The organism is Bacillus cereus group sp. BfR-BA-01430, assembly GCF_022663115.1.
Lineage (GTDB): Bacteria > Bacillota > Bacilli > Bacillales > Bacillaceae_G > Bacillus_A > Bacillus_A cereus_BD.
Window position 1 is genome coordinate 161,565 of sequence record NZ_JAKUEW010000001.1, and the last position, 17,043, is coordinate 178,607.

The window sequence follows — 17,043 nt, forward strand, 5'->3', positions numbered from 1 at the left end:
GTCAGCAGACACTGGAATGGGAATAAAAATTCCTTATATAGAACGTTCAACTGTTGGAGAAATAGCAGAAAACTTTGCAAGAGTACGAAGAGCCGCTAAAGATGATGCTTATCAACTTGCGAAGGGGAATGGTGGTTCGGGAGTTAAGGGTACGGGTAATACTGTTCATAGATCTGAAATTGACGAAGTAATTAAAAATAATTACGATAAAGACGGAAATTTGATTAATAGATCAATTGTTCCTAAGGGATATAATAGTGTTGAAGATTTCTTAAAACAAGTAGATGATACTACTATCAAAGAATTTGGGTATGATAGTGTTGAAGAGTTTAAAGAAGTGGTAGGTTATGTTGATGAATATTTGAATGCCTCACCTAAAAATAATATTTTAAATAAATCATTAGCGGGAGGTACACATGTGAAAGGTGTAGACTACGATGTACTAGGATTTCCTATTTTTAAAGGAGATGCTGTTAAGTTTCAAATAAAGTTGGATAAAGGGATGTTTATAGCATCTGATGATAAACAGTTTAAGTTCTGTACAAAGGCTTTAAAAGAAGAATAGAGAAGGGAGATATACCAAAGGAAATCTTTACAGAGAAACAGCTCCGGGATATTTATAATGAGGAAGCTAGAATAAAAGGATTGACTTGGCATCATCATCAAGTACCTGGTAAAATGCAGTTAGTAGTGTCTAAAACGCATAAAGTTAACCATTTAGGTGGAAATGCATTATGGGGGGATGGAATCAGATGAGTAAGGTACAATGGAGATCACCAGATGAACCTATTATACGAGAAGATGTAAAGAATGTTGAACAGGAATTGAACATTAATTTTCCTTTAGATTATATAGAATGTGTGATGAAGAATAATGGAGCGCATGTTAGTCCAGAGGTGTTTGAAGTTGAAGGGAAAAGAAAGGTTTTTGGAACGTTATTAAGTTACGATATGGATGATGATGAAAATATTATAGAAGTATTTGATGATTACAAGGATACACTACCGGCAGAATTAGTTCCTTTTGCTTTTGACCCAGCGGGAAATTTAATATGTTTTGACTATAAAAATGACAAAAATAACCCTGTTGTGGTATTTTGGGAACATGAAAATGCTGGTGAAAAAGAAATGTTGATGCGAGAAGAAGGATTAACAGAAGAACAAGTGGAAGAACGTGCAAGAGAGAATGTATTTTACATTGCAGATACATTTACTGATTTTTTAAGTAAATTACACGATTAAAAAATATAATGATGAATGAAAAATAAAGTTTATGTGAAGTGGATAGAAAAAATAATAGGGTGTTTGAAAATAGATACTCCATGATGGTTGTACCATCATGGAGTACTGTGTGCAATGATAGAATAGAAAACGAAGTACGAGCTTAGGCGAAATGACACTTTACATGGCAGTGAATATAAACACATGGAGTGAGCATGAAACTAACGAACTCGTACAAACTCGTAAGTTTTAACGTAGTAGTTGTCATGACATGTAAAGGGTGTCATACTGTTACTACAAAACTTATAAATTTACGCTACTTAAAAACATATGAACTTAAAGCACTTGATTGTCAATTATGGCAACAAGTGCTTTTTTGCATTTTAGCGTAGAAATAAGTTGGTAAACGTATAATTTTATAAGTGTATTAAGTGTTAAATTTTATAGATTGTAGTGGCTTTGTACAGTGTACGACATTACTAGAGAAAAATTCATTGTAAAAATTAAGGGTTGTATTATGTTTTGAAGTCATCGTAAAGTACGTTTTAACGGATGGACGTTATGCACACGTTATCCGCAAAAAACGAGTAAACGTTACAGGGACTCAAATCACATCTGGTACAATCGTTAAAGGATCATGAGACGTTAAAGAATGCATTCCATACATGGAAAAAAACGAAAGTCCCCGTAGCAATCAGGTCAGCAGACACTGGAATGGGAATAAAAATTCCTTATATAGAACATGCAACTGTTGGAGAAATAGCAGAGAACTTTGCAAGAGTACGAAGAGCCGCTAAAGATGATGCTTATCAACTTGCGAAGGGGAATGGTGGTTTACATGAATGGCATTTAGTATCAAGGGCTCCACAATTCAAGTTTTAGAATATAAGTGCTGAAAAAATTAAAGATTTAAGAACAGCAATATCTGATGTTAAATTTGTAAATCCTAAAGGCGTTCATGGAGGATTAGGTTCTACAAAAGCACATAATGAATTATTGGCAATTATTGATACATCAAATGACTATAACACATTTATTAGAAGACTTAATAATTGGGCTTACTATAGATTAGAGGGTGGAATTTCATCATTGCCAGAAGGATTAAGATTAAAATAGGAGTGTGTTATTTATGGAAAAGCAAGGAATGGTTTCAATATGGTTAGGTAATATTAAAACACAAAACCAGTTAGAGAAATACGTCAATTTAACATACGATGAAGACGGAGAGTCTGTACCTTCTAAATTTTTTGTAGATTTCAATATTGATATGGATGAAACAGATGAGGATTTTATTGAAAAAGCGGTATTAGAAGAAAAGAGTGATAATATCTCTGCTTTATTAGAGGGTTGTTCATATGAGGAGATTATACTACCTAAAATTAGAGGATATGTTAACTTAAATAAGTTATATAACGCTGTTATTTTAATTTACAATTTTGAGTACGAGAACCTAGTTAATTCTTTTGAGGATTTTGATTATATTACTTCTACTAGTTACTTACAATAGTAATCTCGAGATTGAAATTTGAATAAACCGTTGAATAGTGAAGAGCGTTAATCTTATATTAATTTGAAACCTTGATGGGCTATATGCCTCTCAAGGTTTTTATAATTTTATATTGAAATTATAAGCTTATAGTAAAAAGAAAAGCGCACGGGATTGGTTACAATGACTCTATAAGTATTGTAACTACACTTACTACTCGATGTATACTTTACACAAGAAAATGAAAAAGCTCGTGGTGTTAAAGTTTAAATATACATTAGCACATATACGAATGGAAAATAAAGTACATGTGAAGTGGATAGAAAAAATAATAGGGTGTTTGAAAATACATACTTCATGATGGTTGTACCATCATGGAGTACTGTGTGCAATGATAGAATAGAAAACGAAGTACGAGCTTAGGTGAGATAACATTTTATTTGGTGGCGAATATAAACACATGGAATGAACATGAAAGTAATGAACCCGTACAAGCTCGTAAGTTTTAACGTAGTAGTTGTCATGATATATAAAAGGTGTCATACTGTTGCTATAAAACTTACAAATTTATGCTACTTAAAAACATATGAACTGAAAGCACTTGATTGTCAATTAAAGGCGACAAGTGCTTTTTTGCGTTTTAGCGTAGAAATTTAAAAGAGCATTATAATTTTATAAGTGCATCAAGTGTTAAATTTTTATTGTTGTTTTATAGATTGTAATGGCTATGTATAGTGTACGACGATAGTAGAGGAAAAAATAAAGGGTTGTATTATTTTTGGAAATCATCGTAAAGTACGTTTTAACGGATGGACGTTATGCATACGTTATCCGCAAAAAACGGGGAAACGTTACAGGGACTCAAATCACATGTGGTTCAATCGTTAAAAGATAATGAGATGTTAAAGAATGCATTCCATACATGGGAAAAAACGAAAGTCCCCGTAGCAATCAGGTCAGCAGACACTGGAATGGGAATAAAAATTCCTTATATAGAACATGCAACTGTTGGAGAAATAGCAGAGAACTTTGCAAGAGTACGAGCAGCCGCCAAAGATGATGCTTATCAACTTGCGAAGGGGAATGGTGGTTCGGGAGTTAAGGGTACGGGAAATAAGGAGGAAACCTTTACTGTTCCTAAATGGAGCAATGATGGCAAATATGATAAGGTTAGAGGATATAGAGGTAGAGACCTCACAAAGTATGATGAAGAGTATTTAGTTGACCCTAGACTTGTAGTTGAAATGAATTTTAAAGGGAAAACTAATTCAGGAACTAATGCTGCAGGATGGGAGAGAAATGCAAAAAAGTTCTTCAATACATTATTTAAAAGTAATCCGGAGTTTTGGAGTGCAGAAAATACGGCTTTGATAAAGAGAGGTCGAGTTCCAATTGTTGATGAACAATTTATAAAACATTTTCCGCAGTATAAGGAGTATATAAAAGACCCAATGAGGCATCATCATATAGGAGAAGGTGGTCAAGCTGTAGCTTTACCAAAAAGTTTGCATCCTGGATATGGTGGTATTCATAATGTAGAAAAGGACTGGGGAATTACTGGAATAGATGATGAAATTGCAACTAGATTAGAAACTTTTATAAATAATTTAAGAAGGTGAGAAGATGATACTACCAGAGGAATTTAATGATAAATGGGATGTTAACAAAGATGGTCCACTAATTAAATTTAATTCCAAAGATTTAATGAGCACAAATTTTTCGGATGATGTGAAGGAGTTTTTGTCTATAGGAGGTTTACCAGAAACTCCGCCACCATATTTAGAGTTTACTTCGTCACAATCTTTAATAAGATCTATTACAAATGTATTTAATATGCCAGAAGAGTTTCAAAAATATTGGTTTCTGGGATCAACTAGTTCTGGCGATCCGATATGTATAATTGAGAAACAAGAAAATATAGTGTTTCTTAATAATAGTGATAATTATAAAGAAGTATTTATTAATTCTTCTATAAATCAATTTGCAGAATGTTTATTAGTGTATTCAAAAATGATTGATAAGGCAATAGAGGTAAATGGTGAGGATGCCTTTATTGATAATGATATACCAGAATCTGTGATTAATTGGTTAAAAGAAGAATTAAAAAGAATTGACGCTAAGTGTACGGAAGAGGGATGTTTTTGGTTTACTGAGATTGAGAATTTATATGAATAACTAATAGCATTTTATTTAAAATAGGTTATTGTTTTTAAAAAGTCTATGGTGTATTGCAGAAGGCCAAGAGTGCTTGAAGTAACTTCATAAGTGTTACTAGCATGACTTTTTCAAATTATATTTGAAAATGAAGAAGAAGTTGTTTTTGAATTGGAAAGAAAAAGAATAAGCTGTATAAAAGTAAAGACCTCATGATGGTTGTACCATCATAGAGTATTACGTGCAATGATAGAATAGAAAACAAAGTACGAGCTTAGACGATATGACATTTTACATGGCGGTGAATATAATCACATGGAATGTATATGAAACTAAAGAACTCGTACAAACTCGTAAGTTTTAACGTAGTAGTTGTCATGATATACAAAAGGTGTCATACTGTTACTACAAAACTTACAAATTTATGCTACTTAAAAACATATGAACTGAAAGCACTTGATTGTCAATTAAAGACAACAAGTGCTTTTTTGCATTTTAGCGTAGAAATTTAAAAGAGCACTATAATTTTATAAGTGAACTAAGTGTTAAATTTTTATAGATTGTAATGGCTGTGTACAGTGTATGACGATAGTAGAGGAAAACTAAAAGGTTGTATTATGTTTTGAAATCATCGTAAAGTACGTTTTAACGGATGGACGTTATGCATACGTTATCCGCAAAAAACGGGGAATCGTTACAGGGACTCAAATCACATGTGGTACAATCGTTAAAGGATAATGAGACGTTAAAGAATGCATTCCATACATGGGAAAAAACGAAAGTCCCCGTGGCAATCAGGTCAGCAGACACTGGAATGGGAATAAAAATTCCTTATATAGAACATGCAACTGTTGGAGAAATAGCAGCAAACTTTGCAAGAGTGCGAGCAACCGCCAAAGATGATGCTTATCAACTTGCGAAGGGGAATGGTGGTTCGGGAGTTAAGGGTACGGGTAATAGAGAGGCTGAAGTTCCACCTGCTTTTAGACAAACTGATTTTGCTAGTTCTTATGAAGCAAGGTATAATCAGACACCTTCACCAATTAATTCGAAGGTTGAATTTGAAGGGATCAGAGGAGAATCTTTAAGTACGCTTAAACCACCACCAGACCCTAAATTGAAACGTATATTAGATGAAGCTGGCATTAAAGGTATTCAATATAAAAACGGAGTTCCTGATTTTTCACCAGTATCAAAGGCTCAAATTGAAATTGACTATATGCTTGGAGGAAAAGGAAATTATGGTACAAAGGCTAGGACATACAATTTTGCTCAAGCAGACCAAAAGTTAGCAGATAAGCTAAATGACTCAGTTGAACTAGCTCGCCAATTTGGAATGGAACCTGGTGGGATTACCGCGAAAGACATAGACAAATATCGAACAAAAAATCAATTAACATGGCATGAAGTAAATGATGTGAAAATAATGCAACTTGTACCGACAGAGATAAATAAAAGATTTGGGCATCTTGGTGGAGTAGGTGAGATAAACGCAGGGGCGTTTGAGCCAGGAGGATTTGCTAAAAAATAAAAAGGAGAAGTAAGATGAAAATAAATGATGCGGTTTTTGGTGAGCTTGAATATGATTTTGTGTGGTCTAAGGATACTAGCATTAACTTTTTGGGAAATGAAGTTGAGATAGCACTAATAGTAAAAGGTGATGAGGATGGTAAGTTTGATGAAGAACAATATGTAGCATATACTTCATTCATGCAAAATTGGGAACAATTACAACAAAGCTTTTTGCAATCAATATTAGACTATTACAAACAAGAGCGTCAGGAACTAGGTTATGATATTGAAGTAAATGAAAACTATCCATTAGTTGAAACAACTAATGAAATATTAGAAATGATAAGTTTAGATGGGATTGTTGTTCCCTATGCAGGTATTTTTGACGGTCGGGATATTGGAATTACATTTAATTGTACATGGGATACAGAAAATGGGCTAGGGATTCGTTTGCTAAATGAAAAAGTAACTGAAGTAGGTTATCAAGACGTTGCAATTTAAAATAGGCTGTTAAAAAGTACATACTCCATGATGGTTGTACCATCATAGAGTATTATGTGCAATGATAGAATAGAAAACGAAGTACGAGCTTAGGCGAGATGACATTTTACATGGCGATAAATATAAACACATGGAATGTATATTAAACTAACGAACTCATACAAACTCGTAAGTTTTAACGTAGTAGTTGTCATGACGTATAAAAGGTGTCATACTGTTACTACAAAACTTACAAAATTAATGCTACTTAAAAACATATGAACTTAAAGCACTTGATTGTCAATTAAAGGCAACAAGTGCTTTTTTTGTGTTTTAGCGTAGAAATTTAAAAGAGCATTATAATTTTATAAGTGCATTAAGTGTTAAATTTTTATTGTTGTTTTATAGATTGTAATGGCTATGTACAGTGTACGACGATAGTAGAGGAAAAAATAAAGGGTTGTATTATTTTTGGAAATCATCGTAAAGTACGTTTTAACGGATGGACGTTATGCACACGTTATCCGCAAAAAACGGGGAATCGTTACAGGGACTCAAATCACATGTGGTACAATCGTTAAAGGATAATGAGACGTTAAAGAATGCATTCCATACATGGGAAAAAACGAAAGTCCCCGTGGCAATCAGGTCAGCAGACACTGGAATGGGAATAAAAATTCCTTATATAGAACATGCAACTGTTGGAGAAATAGCAGCAAACTTTGCAAGAGTGCGAGCAACCGCCAAAGATGATGCTTATCAACTTGCGAAGGGGAATGGTGGTTCGGGAGTTAAGGGTACGGGAAAAAATAGTGTTGAGCCAGACCATATAATTAAAGGTGAGTATAAATTAAAACCCAATATCAAGTATACTGCCAATGGATATAGTTATTCGACCGATGACATTGGTAGAATTGACAATGCACAAGGAAAGTTACAGTTAGGACAAGGAAAAAGAATAGTACTCATCAGGTAAAGGTTGGTGGAGAAGATAGAAATAAAGGTGATCATGGTGGCCACTTAATCGCTCATATTTTTGGTGGTTCAGGATTAATTGACAATATGGTACCTATGAATGGAAAATTAGTAAACCAAAGCTCATACAGGAAACTAGAAATAGAATGGAAAATAGCTTTAAAAGCAGGACAAGAAGTTTATGTCAATATAACGCCTAAATATAAAGGTAATTCATTAAGGCCAACAGAATTTATAGTGAATTATACAATTGATGGTAAGAATATACGAAGACGTTTAAGTAATCCATAGGAGGAGATATAATTGGAAACAAATAGAATGGAAGAGTTGTACCAAAATATCGCTGGAATTTTAAATGATATGATTCCAGTTGATTGGTTAAAAATTTATCTTTATGCAGAAGTTAGTGAAGATTCTAGACAAGTGTTTTTTTATTTTTACTCAGCAGATGAAAGTGCTCCGATATACAGCCTTGATATTGTAGAGAAGTATAATGTAGAAGAACATTATTGTGAAGAGTTAGAAGATGAATTATATGAATGTTTTACTGAATTATGGTATGAATTTGAGAGACAAAAACAAGAAAAGTGGACTAATTTAACATTTACACTTAATAATTCGGGTGAATTTAATATTGATTATGATTATAGTGATTTATCTGAAGTAGATTCATATGAGCAACAAATAATTTGGGAATATAAACATATGGGGATAGTAGCAGATGGAGATAGACCAAAAGCAATTATTGAAAGATATATTGCTGAAAAGCACTGATTGAAAACTAACTAAATTTTTTTCTGTATTGATTATTTGTGAATATTGTTGATTTATGATTTGAAAATACAGACCTCATGATGGTTGTACCATCATGGAGTATTACGTACAATGATAGAATAGAAAATAAAGTACGAGCTTAGGCGAGATGACATTTTATATGGCGATAAATATAAATACATGGAATGTATATGAAACTAATGAACTCGTACAAACTCGTAAGTTTTAATGTAGTAGTTGTCACGACATATAAAAGGTGTCATACTGTTACCATAAAACTTAAAAACATATGAACTGAAAGCACTCGATTGTCGACTAAAGGCAATGAGTGCTTTTGGTTTTGAGATTGTGAACTTTGTCGACTGGTCGATATGTTGTGTCGAATCGCCGATATATTCGGAGTTGTGTTCGATATAAAGGGGAAATCGCCGATATATTTGGAGGAACAGTTGATATCGTTTTATGGGGGGATACGAACTTTGAGTTATGTGATGAAGAAGATAATGAAATAAACGAAGAGTTAGAAGAAGAGCTGGACGACTTGTTTGTTTCTTCTTGACAGCTTTATCATTTTAATCTAGAAGATTCCCCCTTCTAAAAGAAGTGAAGGCAGGAATGAAATAGTTTCGTTTGAACATCGATAGTTATAAGAACTTAATCATGCGTTATATCAAAATTAACGATGAAAATGTTACTTCTTGTTTTATAATATCTGAATATTCATTCTGTTATTTATCAATTTATAACAAAGGTATTCTTCCTATGGAAAATGTATAATTGTGGTAATGTTTAGATGAATGAAGAATGTTGAGGTTGAGGAGGACTTAGTGTATGAGCATGGGTGTTTTCGCGCATGAAGTAATTATGGAACAACTTCATGATTTGTATCAATTGATGTTATCGCAGCAATTAATAAAAGCAACACAATTAAAAAAAGAAATAGATGAGAAAATAGAACATATTAAGCATGCAGAAGAAGAAAAACAGAATCAGAATGTATTATTATACCATTCTTTACTAGATTTTAAATACAAACTACTGACTGACAGATTAAGTATTAGGAAAGATAGTTTCGATGTCATTGGTTCTATTGATGAAACAACCGATAAACTTACAGCTTATTACTATCACTCTTTCAAAGCTGAGCATGCTTTAATGTTTAGTGATTATAATGAAGCTAGCAGACAATATGAAGAAGCTGAAAGGTTATTAGAATATATTTCTGATGAGTTAGAACATGCTGAATTCAACCAAAAACTCGCTGTATTACATCATACTTCTAAAATGTTAACATCGATTGAATATGCGAATAAAGCAAAAGAAATTTTTGCAAAACATGCTGGATATGAAGTGAAAGTGGCATCTTGTGAAAATACATTAGGAACTGCTTGTATATTTTTAAAACAATTCGAACAAGCTGAAGAACATTTGAATCGATCCATTGACATTTTACAAAAACAGAATGAAGAAAAACTAACTTTAGTAGTTAGACATAATTTAGGATTATTATATGCAATGCAAAACTTATCTCTATTAGCGATTCGTCATTTATCTGAAGTTACAGAAAAAAATCCAAATCATTATAAAGCATTGTTCTTACAAGCGCGTGAACATTATAAGCTACAAGAAACAAATATTGCACAAGAACTGATTGAAAAAGGTTTGAAAGTTTGTGATGAAATAGGAAATGAAGAGTATGTGTATCATTTCAATATTTTACGTTTATTAAATGAAAACAAACCTATTGAACTAGTAGAAGAAGAAGTGAAAAAAAGCATTTCTTATTTCAAAAAACAAGGGTTATGGGAGTTTGTTGAAGAATATGGAGAGTTGTTAGCTGTTGCGTTTCGTAAATTAAATAATCATGAAAAAGTTAGTGATTACTTCAATGTATGTTACGAAGCGAAACAACAAATATTTAGTAAAGGAGCATTAAAATGATGAAAAAATTTGTATTCGCAACGTTAGGATTAGTAATGGCTTTAGCGATTGGGTGGAATAACGAAGGTGATACACAACATGCTCTGCAAAAAGAAGAAATCATACAGTACTCGCATGCTGACCATTTTTAATTGATATAACAAAAGAGTAATTATTTGAACTGCACTTCAATTGTTAGATATAGCTAATAATGGGGGTGCAGTTTATTTATTAAGGGGATTTTTAGGATGAATCTTCATTTTAAAATAAATATTATAATCGTTAAGGTTACTTTAAACGAGATGGACGGATATTTTGTGTATTTGCTAGCTCAGCCTCGATATGAAAGACTTTCGAAGAAGCCATACGCCGATACATGATGAAGCTGATAGCGATACAACCGGCTACATAAAGGTAGAAGAGTGACGATAGCGTATGTTATTTGCTCCATAATTAAGAACGGTGATACCGTCAACAAAATCCCCAATATCCCAAACCAAATCAATAGCGGGCGTCGTCCAATCCGGTCAGATAACATACCGGTAATCAGTTGAAGTACGACGAAAACCAATAAGGCGATAAAGTTAATCCAGCTGACAACATCCTTAGGAAGACCGACAATGTTCACCATGATCTTTGTAAATACGTCGTGTATGTATAGAAAAATAGTTCCAGCGCTTTCACGGCTTTTAGAATCCATTTTTGAAAACTACTTCGGTGAAAAAAGAATACGCCAGTCCCAAGATTGCATATCTGGTTCGCTGAGTATTTGTTGGAGGATGCTTTGAACACCTAGTGCTACCACCTGTCCAGCAACATAGGAAAAATTATTTTAGGTAATATTTTTTTAGGGCTAGCTTACGCGAAATGGATGAAGCCAAATGGGATTATTAGTGGTGGTGTTACTAGTATTGCAATGATATTAGAAAAGGTAACAAGTATTCGAATTTTCTATTTGACGATAGGAGTCACCGTACTACTTTTAGTTTTTTGTTGGATATTTTTAGGGAGAGGGAATTTTTTGAAATCCATTATTAGCAGTATTTGTTTCAATGTATTTTTTACACTTTTTTATTTTTTACAGTGGGATATTCAATTTAATCTAGTGATCGATTTTTTATTAGCAAGTTTGTTTATTGCATTTGGTTACTACTATTGTATTTCATCAAATGCTTCTACTGTTGGAATGGATGTTATTGCATTGGCTATAAACAAAAAACATCCTGAATTTAGTATTGCTCGAGGCATTCGCTACATAAATTTTATCGTGTTAGCTTTAGGGTTAGTAATTTATGGGGTAAAATCAGTAGTAGTGGGTACATGTTTCAGCCTAGTGAATTCTTATATACTAGACCTTTTTTAAAGGAAGAATATCAAAGAGAAAGATAATATTTACTAGACATTTTCAGAAGAAACAAGGACTCCTACTACTTTAGAAGTAGCATTAAATAAGTTTATATCGGCTAACGAGTTTTAGTAGAAAGAGATTATAGTAGTCACAAATATTACTGTATATTACGAAATGAAGCATGTAGAGGTTGTCCCAAAGTTGTATCGGGAAGGGATTGTATAGACAGTATAGACAAAAAAGAAGAGGCTACCCATAGGGCGGTTTCACCGACTTATAGGGCAGCTTCTTATATATTTTGATTCTAATTGGAGATTTATATAAATAAACTATCCTGAAGATTATTTTTGTTTAGCTTTATTACTTTACCTAGCTTACGTCCATTTTCTCTTTTTTCAACAATTTTAAACGTTTTAGGAGCCTTCAATCCTATTAATAAAAGCGGAACGCTAAGTTGATTCATCATAGGTTTTAAATGATCTATAAATTTTTCAAATGTTCCAATTGCTCCATCGAAGTTTCCATTCTTTTTCATTTCTTGTGTAGCAGTAATGATGACTCCCATTTTTGTTTGAATAGCTTTTTCTACATGATTAAGTTCGCTCGCTAATACGGGTTTTAATAAATTCCATGCAATTACGGTGGAATGGTTAAAAGCTACTTCAATTGAGATGTCATCCTTTGCAAAGTCAAGCCGCCAGTAATCACCTTTAACATTTTTATATTGAGGCTCTTGAAAAATGGGGCTTTCACTATTCCAGCCAAAATTGATAAATTCATCTTTTAATAATTTATTGATAGTTGTAGATAAACTTTTGTTTTTGTTTTGAAATTTTTCTTCATAACATTGTATGAGCATTCCATCACTTATTTTTGTAATAATATGTTGGATTTCTTTCCAGGCCTCTAGAAATTCAGGTTCATTTTCCAAAATTGTTAGTGCATTTCTATGAGAATAGAGTAAATATTCCATATGTTTCTCCTTAATAGTATCGTTGAGTTTATCTCTATTGAAATTAGTATGTAATAAATAGAGTGTATTTTGATGCCTTGAATTTTAGCTAATTTGATGGATGTTTGTTTATCTTACTTAGATAAACGATATTAGTCTGTGCCATCAATAACATTGGCTATGTAAGAATTATTCAACCAATAACACTGCTTTGTAATTCGCTGCCCATCAGGTAAGGTTACTTTATCTGATCCATCTTTACCTTTTGGACGTATGTGCGCAACTCCGTTAAATTTGCTCTTTGGTAAATTATTTGTTTCCACCATTTTATTACCACGTTTTTTGTATTGAATTTGAATGCCTTCTTTTATAACTTTGTTAACTTCTTCCCATAGTTCTTTTATTTTAGTCTCTATTGTATGAACAGGCATGTTCCAAAGTTTAATTCCTTTTAAATAAAGCTCCCGTTTTGGATTTTCTTTTTTTGTTTGTCTGAATTCAAAAATAACAAATAAAAATTTCGTTTGATAAAAACGTTCACGAATTTCACTTTCTTCCCAAGATTCGGTTGCCCATTGATGAAAATCAATATTTTCAAATGACATACTTTGTTCAGGTTTTCCGTTTGGTTCTAAGCGAATCGTTTTAAATTGGATATTTGCTTTGGAAAATTCTTCAATATTATCAAGGCGTGTTCCTTTAATGCCTAGTAGGGAACTGACTAGCCATGGAACGAAGCTTTTCGAACTAGGTTTATAATCTACGGATAATTTTTCTGCGATTTCTTTATCTGTTAATCCTATATATGGCGTAAATTTAGAATTCAGAATTTCTTCTAGAGATTTACTTTTTAATTCATTTGCGTTTGTAAAGCTTATAAGTTCTTCATTTTGAATATATCTACGTACTAGCGCTGTCATATAAGATGGTTTTAATGAGAATGCACGTTGCATTGCGGGTATTTCTGAAAAAGGCTGTGAACGAAGAGAGTTCTTATTTGAACCTTTTGTACAAGCACCTAAATAGTTTGTATCACCTTCTGATAATTCATGTGCTTTTCCGGAGCGAATCTTAGTTATGATTGTTTCCCAATCTTGTTTAATTATTTCTAAATCGGCTTCAGGATATGTGAAGAGTAGACTTTTGGCAATATGATAGTCTTTACGATCTACATTTGCCACCCACTCATAAAACATAAGTAATAATTTTTCGTTCTTTTTCCAAAAGCTTGATGTTTCAAAATGTGTATGAACTTCTTCCATATAGTTGATAATATTTAACACTAAACGTTCTTTAGCAGATAGAGTTCCATTTTTATTGCGTTTAAAAGGTGTAACTTTTAACTCAATACCAAGATTTTCAAAATCTGCTTCTGCTTTTGAATTTACCTCATATCCAAAAAAACTTTCTTCAATTACTTGGCCTAGTCCACCCTTTGATTTTCCATTTGCAAGCCTATTAGTTGTATCAATTTCACCAAACGTTTTTCCTTCAGCTTCTTTTGCTTTTAACATTAATTCTTCTACTGTAGTATATTCCATAATGAACCCCTTTCCGTGTCTACTGTTGTTTTGAGTTTTATTCAGGAGTGAAAACATTACATATAATATGATATAATAAAAAGCTGTTTTTTAATTAGCATAAATAAAATATAAGTAGGTAAAAAAGATAAACTTCTTCTATAATAAATTTGTATTATGAATTTGGTTAAAAGGTTTTGTTTCATTTATACTGTTTTAAATAAAACATACAGGTTATTTTAGAAATGCAACAGTAAGCCAGAAACTTATGAAATTTTTTATTCATAAAACATTGGAGTTGATCTTTTGCTTACTTTCTATTATAATGAAGCATAGGTAAAAAAATACCGAAAGGATGTTCGTGTATTTATGATGAAAGTAGTAGAACTTTTTGCGGGAGTAGGAGGTTTTAGGTTAGGACTTGAAGCGAATGAAAACTTTGAAGTTCTTTGGGGAAACCAGTGGGAGCCTTCGACTAAAGCACAACATGCATTTAATTGTTATGCAACTCGCTTTGAAAATAGAGGAATACATGTAAATAAGGATATAGCTGAGGCTTGGCAGGAGGTACCTGAGCATGACTTATTAGTCGGTGGTTTTCCATGTCAGGATTATTCTGTGGCACGTACTTTATCGAACGAAAAAGGAATACAAGGGAAAAAAGGAGTTCTTTTTTGGGAAATAATGAAAATAGTTAATTCTCGAAAACCTAGGTTTGTTTTATTAGAGAATGTAGATAGATTATTGAAATCTCCAGCAAAGCAAAGAGGTCGTGATTTTTCTATTATGTTGGCGAGTTTTAGGGATGCGGGATATGCAGTTGAGTGGAGAGTTATTAATGCTGCGGATTATGGATATGCACAAAGAAGACGAAGAGTATTTATTTTTGCGTACTTAAAAGAGTCTCATTTCGCATCTGTTCAAAGTGAAATGAAGTCGTTAGAGATATTGTCTGATAAAGGATTTTTTGCTCCGATTTTTAAAGTGCATGAAGCACCTGAAGAAAATAAAAAAAGAGGGCAATTTGAGTTGCCGGTCGATATTATTGAGGTGTCTGATACATTTAAAGCGGAATACTATAATTCTGGCGTGATGATAGATGGACAAGTATATACTGAGGAAGTAGTTCCAGTAACTGAAAAACCAGAGACTTTAGGTGAGATTGTTCAGAAGGCGTATGATAAATTTGGTCCTGCAGATGAATCATATTATTTGAAAATGGATAAGATTAACAAGAAGGGAAGAACAGAATTTGAGGAACTTAAGTATCTTAAGGGTCCTAAAAAAGAAGAAAGAATCTCAAAAGCAACTGGCCATAAGTATTTTTATTCTGAAGGTGGAATGACTTTCCCTGACGATTTAGATAAGCCTGGACGTACGATGTTAACAAGTGAGGGAACATGTAACAGAAGCTCTCATGTGATTGAAGATCCTTATACGAAAAGATTAAGATATTTGACACCTGTGGAATGTGAACTGTTGAATGGATTCCCAATGGATTGGACAAATACAGGTATGCCACAAAGAAATAGGTATTTTTGTATGGGAAATGCTCTTGTTGTTGGACTAGTAGAACAGATGGGGAAAAGGATTTTAGAAATTAATAAAGAAGAGGAAAAGAAGAATAGTGTTGTGCAATTGAGTTTGTTTTAGTAAATAAGAAAGAGTAGATTGAAATTCAATCTACTCTTTCTTATTTACTCGTGATAAAAGTGTTGGTTCAATCAGATAGGTGTGTTTTATATGATAGGAAAATTTAAACAATAATGGGTATTTACATAAGGGGTTTTGACATAGATAATATTTTTATACTGTGATTTTTAGAAAAGGATTGATTGTATGGCGGGATATATTTTTAGTTTAGATAATAAAACCTCACTAAAAAATTGTTTGCGGAGTGGTGTGTATAGTACTAATTTAAGTTTGCCTAAAAATAATATTTGGAAAATACACCATGAAGGAACGTTTACAGACTATCTTAGTATGAAAGAAGGAGACAATGTTTATTTTTTTATAGATAGAAAGGTGTATGGTATAGGGGAATTAACAAATATTAAGAATGATTGTAAATTCCTTAATTATCCAAGTGCTGATATCCCCATTGTTCCAGACTATGATGCTCTTAAAGAGGCTATGTTGTTAAATAAAGATAAAGATAGTGTGAAAAATAGATGTGTCTGTATATTTAAGCCAGCTCCATACTTTTTTGAAGATGGGGAGAACTTCGCGTGGGTTGCAGTATAACAACAGCTATATTAAATAGAATTATTCATCGAGCAGAAGTTATTCACTTAAATGGCGATAGCTATCGTATGAAGCATAGAATTAACATTTTCGAGAACGAAAATGATCCAAGTTAATGAGTAAAAAATGTTCAATACTATTTGATGGTTACAGCTGTGTAAATTATAGCTAAAATCCATTGGAAATAAATACATTTATGCTCCTAATTTATGATAAAATAATGTTGATTTAGAGATACTAATGATATGTATTATTTAAGGAAATCTAATACTCTAAAATAATACTAATTTTATAATAATATTCCATCTTATACATAACAGTTTTGTGTATCAAATAATATCTCATTTTATAAATGAAAAAGTTACTATAATTTGATTAGGGCATAATTATCTGTATATTGTAGAAAAGAAACATGGAATAAACTAAGCGTTGAAAAAGAAACTTACTTATAGGGAGAT

General features: G+C 32.5%; 17 protein-coding genes and 5 pseudogenes. 19 read left to right on the forward strand and 3 right to left on the reverse strand.

All coding sequences use genetic code 11. From position 1 onward, the window contains the following. The first annotated feature begins 16 nt into the window (after nt 1-16). The 15 genes and pseudogenes from MR058_RS23430 to MR058_RS23245 all read left to right on the forward strand — a co-directional run bounded on the left by MR058_RS23430 (nt 17) and on the right by MR058_RS23245 (nt 10,673). A pseudogene (locus MR058_RS23430) lies at nt 17-756 on the forward strand (HNH endonuclease). Further along, on the forward strand, nt 753-1,241 hold the full coding sequence (locus MR058_RS00865) for an SMI1/KNR4 family protein (protein WP_000049179.1): 489 nt from the start codon (nt 753-755) through the stop codon (nt 1,239-1,241). The pseudogene MR058_RS23430 and the gene MR058_RS00865 overlap by 4 nt, the downstream one beginning before the upstream one ends. Nucleotides 1,242-2,048: 807 nt before the next feature. Then, nucleotides 2,049-2,336 (forward strand): annotated as a pseudogene (locus MR058_RS23555) (WXG100 family type VII secretion target); the annotation flags it as partial. Nucleotides 2,337-2,349: 13 nt separating this feature from the next. After that, nucleotides 2,350-2,727: an immunity 22 family protein gene (locus MR058_RS00875; protein WP_242141989.1), complete on the forward strand. Its 378-nt coding sequence runs from the start codon at nt 2,350-2,352 to the stop codon at nt 2,725-2,727. Nucleotides 2,728-3,177: 450 nt separating this feature from the next. Further along, entirely contained in the window at nt 3,178-3,363 is a 186-nt protein-coding gene (locus MR058_RS00880; RefSeq protein WP_242141990.1) for a hypothetical protein, read from the forward strand. A gap of 152 nt (nt 3,364-3,515) precedes the next feature. After that, the gene (locus MR058_RS00885) at nt 3,516-4,325 is read left to right on the forward strand and encodes a hypothetical protein (RefSeq protein ID WP_242141992.1); all 810 of its coding nucleotides are present in this window, start codon (nt 3,516-3,518) and stop codon (nt 4,323-4,325) included. A 4-nt stretch (nt 4,326-4,329) separates the two neighbouring features. Beyond that, nucleotides 4,330-4,881: an SUKH-4 family immunity protein gene (locus MR058_RS00890; RefSeq protein WP_242141995.1), complete on the forward strand. Its 552-nt coding sequence runs from the start codon at nt 4,330-4,332 to the stop codon at nt 4,879-4,881. Nucleotides 4,882-5,512: 631 nt separating this feature from the next. Next, complete coding sequence (locus MR058_RS00895) at nt 5,513-6,391, forward strand: HNH endonuclease (RefSeq protein ID WP_396021843.1); 879 nt, start codon at nt 5,513-5,515, stop codon at nt 6,389-6,391. 14 nt (nt 6,392-6,405) lie between these two features. After that, on the forward strand, nt 6,406-6,873 hold the full coding sequence (locus MR058_RS00900) for a DUF2004 domain-containing protein (RefSeq protein WP_242141997.1): 468 nt from the start codon (nt 6,406-6,408) through the stop codon (nt 6,871-6,873). A 481-nt stretch (nt 6,874-7,354) separates the two neighbouring features. Next, a complete protein-coding gene (locus MR058_RS00905) occupies nt 7,355-7,828 on the forward strand; it encodes a DNA/RNA non-specific endonuclease (protein ID WP_242141998.1) in 474 nt (157 codons plus the stop codon). Between the two features lie 29 nt (nt 7,829-7,857). Beyond that, nucleotides 7,858-8,118: pseudogene (locus MR058_RS00910) on the forward strand (DNA/RNA non-specific endonuclease); the annotation flags it as partial. Nucleotides 8,119-8,130: 12 nt separating this feature from the next. Beyond that, a complete protein-coding gene (locus MR058_RS00915; RefSeq protein ID WP_242142000.1) occupies nt 8,131-8,601 on the forward strand; it encodes an immunity protein YezG family protein in 471 nt (156 codons plus the stop codon). 376 nt (nt 8,602-8,977) lie between these two features. After that, nucleotides 8,978-9,160, forward strand: coding sequence for a hypothetical protein (locus MR058_RS00920; protein ID WP_242142003.1), 183 nt, complete (start codon nt 8,978-8,980; stop codon nt 9,158-9,160). Nucleotides 9,161-9,432: 272 nt separating this feature from the next. Then, a complete protein-coding gene (locus tag MR058_RS00925) occupies nt 9,433-10,542 on the forward strand; it encodes a tetratricopeptide repeat protein (RefSeq protein ID WP_242142005.1) in 1,110 nt (369 codons plus the stop codon). Continuing rightward, nucleotides 10,542-10,673 (forward strand): hypothetical protein, encoded by a 132-nt coding sequence (locus MR058_RS23245; RefSeq protein WP_269147651.1) that lies wholly within the window; start codon nt 10,542-10,544, stop codon nt 10,671-10,673. The genes MR058_RS00925 and MR058_RS23245 overlap by 1 nt, the downstream gene beginning before the upstream one ends. 136 nt (nt 10,674-10,809) lie before the next feature. Here MR058_RS23245 and MR058_RS00930 read toward each other — a convergent pair. Next, nucleotides 10,810-11,353 (reverse strand): annotated as a pseudogene (locus tag MR058_RS00930) (MFS transporter); the annotation flags it as partial. 39 nt (nt 11,354-11,392) lie between these two features. On the opposite strand from MR058_RS00930, the gene MR058_RS00935 reads away from it, so the two are divergent. Continuing rightward, nucleotides 11,393-11,884, forward strand: coding sequence for a DUF6198 family protein (locus tag MR058_RS00935; protein WP_242142007.1), 492 nt, complete (start codon nt 11,393-11,395; stop codon nt 11,882-11,884). 301 nt (nt 11,885-12,185) lie between these two features. Here the strand turns inward: MR058_RS00935 and MR058_RS00940 are convergent, their stop codons facing one another. Both MR058_RS00940 and MR058_RS00945 read right to left on the reverse strand, forming a co-directional pair. Further along, nucleotides 12,186-12,842, reverse strand: coding sequence for a BglII/BstYI family type II restriction endonuclease (locus MR058_RS00940; protein WP_242142008.1), 657 nt, complete (start codon nt 12,840-12,842; stop codon nt 12,186-12,188). A gap of 131 nt (nt 12,843-12,973) precedes the next feature. Beyond that, nucleotides 12,974-14,362 carry a Sau3AI family type II restriction endonuclease gene (locus MR058_RS00945; protein WP_242142011.1) on the reverse strand — a complete coding sequence of 463 codons (1,389 nt, stop codon included), beginning with the start codon at nt 14,360-14,362 and terminating at the stop codon, nt 12,974-12,976. A gap of 348 nt (nt 14,363-14,710) precedes the next feature. On the opposite strand from MR058_RS00945, the gene dcm reads away from it, so the two are divergent. The 3 genes and pseudogenes from dcm to MR058_RS00960 form a co-directional block, all read left to right on the forward strand. Then, nucleotides 14,711-15,994, forward strand: coding sequence for a DNA (cytosine-5-)-methyltransferase (gene dcm, locus MR058_RS00950; RefSeq protein ID WP_242142013.1), 1,284 nt, complete (start codon nt 14,711-14,713; stop codon nt 15,992-15,994). 186 nt (nt 15,995-16,180) lie between these two features. After that, nucleotides 16,181-16,585 carry a hypothetical protein gene (locus MR058_RS00955; RefSeq protein ID WP_242142015.1) on the forward strand — a complete coding sequence of 135 codons (405 nt, stop codon included), beginning with the start codon at nt 16,181-16,183 and terminating at the stop codon, nt 16,583-16,585. Beyond that, nucleotides 16,555-16,701, forward strand: a pseudogene (locus tag MR058_RS00960) (ATP-binding protein); the annotation flags it as partial. The gene MR058_RS00955 and the pseudogene MR058_RS00960, both read left to right, overlap by 31 nt. Between the last annotated feature and the right edge of the window lie 342 nt (nt 16,702-17,043).